5 protein-coding genes are annotated in these 8,167 nt (G+C 38.5%); all 5 read right to left on the reverse strand.

Features of this window, described 5'->3' with window-relative positions:
* Window positions 1-91: 91 nt before the first annotated feature.
* Window positions 92-1,480 (reverse strand): radical SAM protein, encoded by a 1,389-nt coding sequence (locus AB1422_13665; GenBank protein ID MEW6620359.1) that lies wholly within the window; start codon window positions 1,478-1,480, stop codon window positions 92-94.
* The gene (locus AB1422_13670; GenBank protein MEW6620360.1) at window positions 1,477-2,649 is read right to left on the reverse strand and encodes a glycosyltransferase family 4 protein; all 1,173 of its coding nucleotides are present in this window, start codon (window positions 2,647-2,649) and stop codon (window positions 1,477-1,479) included. Before AB1422_13670 ends, AB1422_13665 begins: the two co-directional genes overlap by 4 nt.
* Window positions 2,646-4,157, reverse strand: coding sequence for a flippase (locus AB1422_13675; GenBank protein ID MEW6620361.1), 1,512 nt, complete (start codon window positions 4,155-4,157; stop codon window positions 2,646-2,648). Before AB1422_13675 ends, AB1422_13670 begins: the two co-directional genes overlap by 4 nt.
* Before the next feature lie 493 nt (window positions 4,158-4,650).
* Complete coding sequence (locus tag AB1422_13680) at window positions 4,651-4,830, reverse strand: GxxExxY protein (GenBank protein MEW6620362.1); 180 nt, start codon at window positions 4,828-4,830, stop codon at window positions 4,651-4,653.
* Between the two features lie 187 nt (window positions 4,831-5,017).
* Complete coding sequence (locus AB1422_13685; protein ID MEW6620363.1) at window positions 5,018-6,637, reverse strand: hypothetical protein; 1,620 nt, start codon at window positions 6,635-6,637, stop codon at window positions 5,018-5,020.
* Between the last annotated feature and the right edge of the window lie 1,530 nt (window positions 6,638-8,167).

An 8,167-nucleotide genomic window follows, 5' to 3' on the forward strand; every position in this document is an offset into this window, starting at 1 on the left:
TAATAGAAACTAATAGAAATTTATGGAAATTTGTTGTTTTCCACAATCAATTTCTACCTATTTCTATAAATTTCAATCTATTTCTATTATCTTATCTCCATATCACTCTTATCTCCTTATCCCCTTTCTTACACTTTTGATATATAGCCTGAACGGTTACCAAAGTTTTTCCAATGCGTTTAATCACATGAGGTATCTTCAGCATCTTTTCGCGAATCCATTCTGAATATTCAATTTGCTGACAAATCTGCCGTAGATGGTCAGCAGTATAATTAGTTCCAATGGTCCCCGCAAGGAGCAACAGTTTCGTCCAATCTGCTCCAATATTAGAAATTAATCCATCCTGAACAGCCTTTTCATATAATATTGTCCCTGGATATGGAAACCAGATATTGGGATAAAACCGAAGACCTAAGCGGTGAAATTTACGGCGTGTTTCTTCTATAGTTCTTCTCGTTTCTCCCGGTGCAAATATACCAGCAAATGCTATCACCCTCGGGATACCCTGCTGACGACATATATTGACAGCCCGCTCCACATCAGTCCAGACAATTTGTTTATTGAACTCTTCCAGCACTGAGTTCACAGCAGATTCAACTCCCAGTTCAATCTTGTAGCAACCTGAATGAGCCAGTGCCACAGCAATTTCTTCATCGACACAATCAACCCGTGTCTGGATTACATAGGGAACTTTATATCGACCAAGTAACCGACATAATTCAATTGTTTGCTTCTTATCCAGGGTAAAAGTAAGGTCTTCGAAGAAAAGACATTTACATCCTTGCACTTCAATAAGTTGGTGCAATATCTTTTCCATTGAAGTTAAGGAGTGGGAACGAATTTTGAACGGTGCCAGGACACGAAAACAGAATCTACAGTTGAACGGACAACCTCGACTACACATTAACACCCCTACTCTTCCAAATGGAAGTTTCTCAAAAATTTGCTCACATCGTCTTGAATCATACAAAAAAAAGTCAAATAATTCATAATTTGGCTCCGCCAAAATCTCTAAATATTTCGGTCCAAGTCTTCTATCATTACCTTCCAGAGCCTGTTCAATTACCCCTTCCGGCTCACCTATAATAACGCAATCAGCTTCGGAGAAATCATCGGGTGCCACAGTAGCATGGGGTCCATAAACTATAGCCCGAGCACCAGCCTGATGAGCGGCATGTATTGACTCGTGCACATGTCCCACAAATGTCTGGCTACACCGCCAGTGACTGTATGGTGCGGTATTTACCACCACCACATCATACGGTTTTAAGTTGATGTCTTCGGGGTGTAGTGCCAGAGCATGAGCATCAAGTATGGAAACATCAACCTTGTCTCGCAAAACTCCAGCAAGATAAGCAAAGTCCAGTGGAAGTATGCTATATCTACCAATATTGGCTGGTGTGAATGAAACATATGACCTCAGATGTTGAGGAACATACCGATTTATATCTCTATACGGATTAAGGAGTAATACTTTCATATAGTTATCCCTTGATGGGAAGATTTCTTCCGACTAATACGCCGATATACCTGAATCATCTGTTCTACCGTTTGATTCCAGGAGAAATGACTGATGGCGAAAGAATGAGCCTCTTGTCCTAATTGTTGGCGTTTATTCTTATTATTGATTAACTCTACTAAGGACTCTTCTACCATACCAATATTGTCTGGAGGTAACAGAATAGCTCCATTGGTTAATAACTTTGGAAGTGGTCCCACTGCATAAGTTATTACCGGTATGCCTGCCGCCATAGCTTCAGTGAACACCAACCCGAAAGACTCATCTTTAGTTAAAAGTGCAAATATATCCGAATTAGTATACCAATACTCCAATTCATCTTGTGAAATATGCCCCATTAGATGCACTCTATCTTGAAGATGATGTTCATTAACTACCTGCTGAATCTTTTCCATGTCACCGCCGTCATCACCGACGAGAATCAACTGACAGGCTGATTGTATCCTATCCTGTATCCGTAAAAAACAGCAAACTAAATTCATCTGTCCCTTCTTGGCACATAACCTTCCCACAGATAATATTGTTACAGGATGGTTGTTTTCTATTTGATGAGGCTGTTTAGGAACTTCAGAACCAAGCGGTATTATTACTATTCGACTTTCGGAAAGGTGAAAGTATTGTTTCACTACTTCCTTCCCATACTGTGATACCACATGGACTATATCAACATGATTCGCCAACCACCTGTTGAACCATAAAAATGGATATGTGCCTATGGAAAGGTGGAAATCGTGGACGAAAATAGTCATAATTTGTGCTGAGTATTTCTGGCTTAGAAAATAAGATTGCAAATTGGGTAAAAACCAATCATAAACCATATAATGGATATGTGTTGGTTGAAAACTCTGGATAACCTTTTTCATATTATGCCCGAACAATCCAGTATCGAGGTGATAAAAATATGGCATCTTTTCAGGAAAAAACCGCAAGCGAAAAACAGTCGCTCCATCTATTTGCTCTTGTGCTTGCAAACCTGTCATAATCTCAGCGGGATATCTGTAGTAACTGGTGAGAATTCCCAAAACCTCTACATCAGAATCCATACACAACCGCTGACATAATTGTTCAACCACGCGTTCCACTCCACCTAAGTAAGGTTTGTAACAGGGTGTAACGAATAATATTCTCATGATTTTTCCCGCACACTCCGAATAAAAGTCTGAATTTGTCTGGGCTGAATTGCTCCTGTAACTATTATACCTATTCCATAAAATAATACCGCCAGCAATCCTCCCCAAACAGTATCAAATAATCTGATGTGTTGAATAACAACTAAGCTGATGGTAACTGAAATAACTACCTTAACCAATATCCACCACTTTAAATGATAACCAATAAAGTGCTGTATGACAAACAATGCCAGAATTACTAATGTGATTTCTCTCATACATGTAGCGACTGCGGCACCTATGTAACTGAATCGCGGAATTAATAGAATATTAAGAGTTGCATTGATGATTACCCCACCCATACCAAAGGCAAGCGAAAACCATTGTTGTCGTATAATAATGAACATAGGTCCTATTATAGCACTGAGGTGCATAATAGTGATTGTCAGAGCCAATATCCTCAAAGCGGGTGTGGCTTCTACTGCCTCTGGACCAAACAAATTCATAAGAAAGCCAGCCCCGGCTACTACTCCACAAAATGTTGCCCCAGCTAACAGAATAGAACAGTCCATTCCCTGCTGATATAATTTCCTCAGGTCGTCCATGCGGTGACCCCAGTAAGACGATAATATGGGATATAAGGTGGTCATCAGAGCAGTAGGGATGAGCACCAACGGTAGCATAAACCGATAGGCGGCGGAATAGAGACCAACCGATTTCCAACTATCCATCCAGGAAAGCATAAATATGTCCAGGCTGGTGTAGATACTGACCATGAACATAGATATACCTATTGGCAAGGCGGCGATAAACCCCTTTCGAATATCAACAGTATTCCATCGCTCAATGTATAAATTGTAATCCCGGCGTCCTAAGGCAAATGCCACCAGAAAATAGACCATTCGTGAACATACAAAGGCAATAAATATGACCGAGAGTCCTCCGCCAAAATAACAAACTTCAACCAAAAGTCCAAAAAACACCACTGTACTCACCAATTCAGCTATCATATCACACTGTATCTTAAGCATTGCTTTAAATAATCCCTTATATATAAATATCCCTCCAAAAAATACTAATTCCAGTCCACCTATGAGCCCGGCATAAACCACCTCCTTAGAATATCCCGATAGAACTAAGAGCCCAACAATCACTATATAGGCGACAATAATCTGGAGCATTTTGGAATATGTCAAAGCCGATAATAGTGATTGTTTTCGATATGGGTGTTGGTGAACTTCCCGAACAAAGATTTCATTTAGTCCAAAATCTAAAATGGTCTCACCAAAACTTAATATAATCAGAATGAGCGAATATTGTCCAAATCGTTCCCCTCCCCAAAAACGAAAAATGAGAAAATTACCGAGATACCTAAAAACGGTTATAATTATCCGGGCGATTACCTGCACACCGATATTTTTTAACACTGCCCAGTTAATATTTTTGGGCAATAGAGCAGTATGAACGCGTGTCTCTACCTCGTCAGTGTCATAGTTATTATCTTTGTTTGCTACTGGATTTTTATTCATTTGCCTGTTGAGTTTTTTGTAACCGTTCAGCCACAGAGGCACAGAGTTCACAAAGAATTAGAGAAATTAGCCACAAATGGACACGAATTAACCTGTGACATTCGATAAATGTAGTGCGAACCTTATTGCTTTTTCATAAATAGGTTCCTCTTTTGGGGAGAGCGATAGCAAGAAGAACTTTAATGTAAATATCAAAATGCAAATATCAAAATTACAATGCAAAATGCAAAAATACTTGTAAATTAACAAAGTAGCTGGAGAATATTTTGATTTTTGATTTGTAATTTTACATTTTGATGTTTGATTTTTAATTTATTTTATGGTATTCCAGAAAAGTGGAAGTTAATTTTGCAAAAACCATTAGGTTCGCTTTCCTGTTTGCCAGAAGCGAGGCTAAAGCCTCGCACTACAAATCTTTTTATTATTCGTGTTCATTCGTGGTTATATATTCCCTCTGTGTTCTCTGTAACTCTGTGGCTATATCCCTGAACGGTTACCCTTTTTTCAATCTTTCCACATTGAAATTTATCAATAGACCAACCTTGATATTTGCCAATTTCATATATGGTAATGGGTCAGTGAAATGGGGGATTCTCCTGAAAGTAGGAAGTAGGAGAGTAGGAAAGTAGGAAAGGGGGAGACATTGCCCCCAGAAGAGGAATACCGTGCACATCCTTTATCCCTTTCCTACTTACCTACTACCTACTTGCCTACTATTTTCATTTCTTTGTCCTCCGCAGGTTAATGTTCATTCCCCCAAATAACTGACTTATTACCATATATGTCAATATTTGAGCTTCATGAATTCGATAATTCATCAAATTTCACTTCGTGCTCTCCGTGTCCTTCGTGGTGAATAGTTACCTCCTTTCTTGAGAACCCGACAATTCGATTTTCTCCAACCTCAGACGGTTCGAACCTTGCTTGCCTGTAAATCCTGATATATCAAGAAATGCTATCTTGTTAACTTGTTGTATATCCAGAATGTTATTGGAATCCTTTGTGCCATCTTGCAAGGTAAAATTACGCCAGGATACAGGATATGTTTGTCCTGGGCCACTATAAATTTGCATGCGATACTCATATCTCGCTCCACTATCTTCTTCCAGAATTATGGCTATATGGGTTGGTTGTTCAGTGTGGAGATGAAGGAGTAAGCCACTGCTACTCTTGTTGATGTTTGGCTGTTGTTTAATCAACATGGCAAATTGGTTTGCCTTGATATTGTATGACCACTCAAGAGGTTTTCCATGTTCTTGTCGAACCGATTTGGAAGTTCCAATTCCCACAAAGCCTTCAAGGGGTATCTCGCCCATTGTGTTAAGAGATGGTTGTGTTACTTCCTTTGTTACTTCTTTTTCCTCCGGGTGCATAGATTTCCATACATTCCATGCAGGTTTGGGATTCAACTTGTCATCCAGAAGTGCCAACGAAAAGAATTGTGGAGCTACCTTCTTTAATTCCGATAGAACGGGTATGTCAGGTATATCATACAAACTGACCCAACATACACCCTTTACATTTAATCCATTCAGAAGAGAAGGTACCCGTCGTATAAACTCCGCCTGTTTCTCAGGAGAACTGGGAGGTTCGACATCTGGTGAGGAGTAAAAACCGAGTTCCGCAAAGAAAATTGGCAGTTTGTTTTTTTCTTTAAGTGGCTGATAGTATTCTTTAGAAATGGTCTGTGGGTCGTATGGCTTGTGCAGGAATAGTGGATATGAAGAGATACCTAACATATCCTGTTCAACGGCTTTTTCTCCTAAAAGTTCCCACTGAGGTTTTCCTTTTTGTCCTGCAAATTGACCTATTAATAGCTCATACTGGTATGAGCAGAAGACCTTTGTATCCGGGCTTATTTGCTTAATTTCCTTGCAGAGGCTATTGAACATATCACGGAAGTTACCGTAGTCCTCCGGATGGTGCTGATAGTACATATTAACCTCAACTGCAAGGTTGAGGTACTGTGGTTTATGTTTGTCAACGATTTTTAATACATAATTACGGAATGCGGCTTTCCATTGGGAATTCATAAGAGTCGGTAGGGCACCTTTCCAGTTGGATGGTATGCGTAAAGCGGAACGATCCCCATTGAAAGGTTCTATAGCAACATATTTTAATAATCCAGCTTTTTCGGCTCGTTCAAGCCAATCATCAATAACCTTCCGCTTTTCTTTCAATTCATTGTCTTCTATTTCATACCAGTCGTGAATCTGAACAAGAGATATCTCAGCACCTTGCTGGAGATAGGGGAAAATACGGTCTATAAATGATTTAGAACAGTCAGTAGGCCAGTATCCAATTCCTCTCTTAAAAGGTATTGTTATTAAGGATGTTTCTTCTGGCATTTTCTCACACTTGGATGATTTACACATCACGAGAAAACTCACAAGTATTATTAAGCAACTCCACCCAAGAGCCATCAAATACCAACATCCTCCTTTTCTCCATACCTTAATTTTTTGACTTTCTTTTGTCATAGTCTATTTCCTCCTTTGTAAATTTAATATCTTTAGACTCCTGCAATTTGAAAATTTGTAACACTTTACCCAAGTGAAGTCTCGACAAAAAATAGAACCACCCAGGACATAGAATGGAAAGAAGTTGAGAGGATGAGAAAATGGTAACCGTTCAGGTAGTGTAAATAGAGAAAAAGGGAAAGGGAGATATAATTTCTAATTTCTAATGTCTAATTGACCTAAAAAATGTTGAATAACAAAATAACTATCCTGAATTAAATTCAGGATAGGTTTTGGTCATTTAGTCATTGATTAGGGATTAGATTAATTAGGTTAATTAAAATTTTTTCCATTTTTCCCTTATTACACCTTGAACACATACAAAATTTTATATTTCTCCCTCTGCAAATGTCAAAGATTTCCTCATCTTTATCTTTGATATAAGTGAAATAGCCATAGTTTTATTCTATCACGAAACCTTTAATATGTCAATCAAAATTTTGTTTTTTCAGCAATTCTCGGTGAATTGTTTATGGAGTGCGGTGGCTTGCCACCGCTTTCAGACTAAGTAAAAAGCAAGCATTATCTCGTGAAGGAAGACAAAGCGAAAGCAATCTTTCACACTCCCAAAAATAAAAATCTTCGACCTGTGCAATTAGAAATAAAGGTAACCGTTCACCGCAGAGACACAGAGACGCAGAGAAAAAATTAAAAACTATTTACCATACGCTTCATTCCATTCCTGATTTTCATCAGAGCAAGCTTTTGAGGCCCGACATCTCATGATTGATTAACAATCTGGTTTTGATGTCCTATGTAGTGCAATGATTGCCTCAATAATCTTTTCTGTTATCTGATTTATTTCTCTGTTCCTCTGCGTCTCTGCGGTAAATTACCACCTGAACGGTTACCTATTGTTTAACAAAGAGTTACTTCTCAAATCAACGCAATTTGGAACACGCTAAACACGTACAAAGCCCCTGAACATCTTCCTTAATTTTCGAGAGCGTTGCAAATGGTTTTTAGTTATGGTACGGGTTGGGGAAAGTTTTGGGTGATAAAAAATGCCAAAGCGACAAAAAAGAAATAATCTGCTTAGTTGACATCAAGATGAGGAAGTGTTATATAGTTGTCCCTTCTAAAGTGGTTAAAGTTTATGATTGATTAAGTCGATAAAGACAACAGAAGTAAGTTTTAAATTTAGGAGGGGAACAATGCATCCAAATAATCAATTCTGTTGTCATGAGGTTTCAGGCAAGAGCACAGATAACGGTGGCAGTCACAGAACAGTAGAGATTTACCTGCACAGGTCGAATTTTTTTGTTGACACAAGGAAAAATTTTTGCTAAAATACCTCCAAAATAGGCAAAAATAGATATGATAGCCAAAAAACACCCAAAAAGCATCTATGGCAAAGACCAAATAATTGTAAGCGTTCAGGTGGTGTAACAAAAGGAGATGTGGAGATTAAGGAGATAGGGAGATATTATTAAAAAAATTGAAATTAATAGAAACTAATAGAAATTTATGGAAATTTGTTGTTTTCCACAA

The organism is bacterium, from assembly GCA_040757115.1.
Classification (GTDB): Bacteria; UBA9089; CG2-30-40-21; order CG2-30-40-21; family SBAY01; genus JBFLXS01.

Bases quoted from the DNA above. Each gene is read 5' to 3' on its own strand.
- AB1422_13685 (MEW6620363.1), bottom strand. From the start codon at position 6,637: ATGACAAAAGAAAGTCAAAAAATTAAGGTATGGAGAAAAGGAGGATGT.
- AB1422_13675 (MEW6620361.1), bottom strand. From the start codon at position 4,157: ATGAATAAAAATCCAGTAGCAAACAAAGATAATAACTATGACACTGAC.
- AB1422_13680 (MEW6620362.1), bottom strand. From the start codon at position 4,830: ATGTGCACGGTATTCCTCTTCTGGGGGCAATGTCTCCCCCTTTCCTAC.
- AB1422_13665 (MEW6620359.1), bottom strand. From the start codon at position 1,480: ATGAAAGTATTACTCCTTAATCCGTATAGAGATATAAATCGGTATGTT.
- AB1422_13670 (MEW6620360.1), bottom strand. From the start codon at position 2,649: ATGAGAATATTATTCGTTACACCCTGTTACAAACCTTACTTAGGTGGA.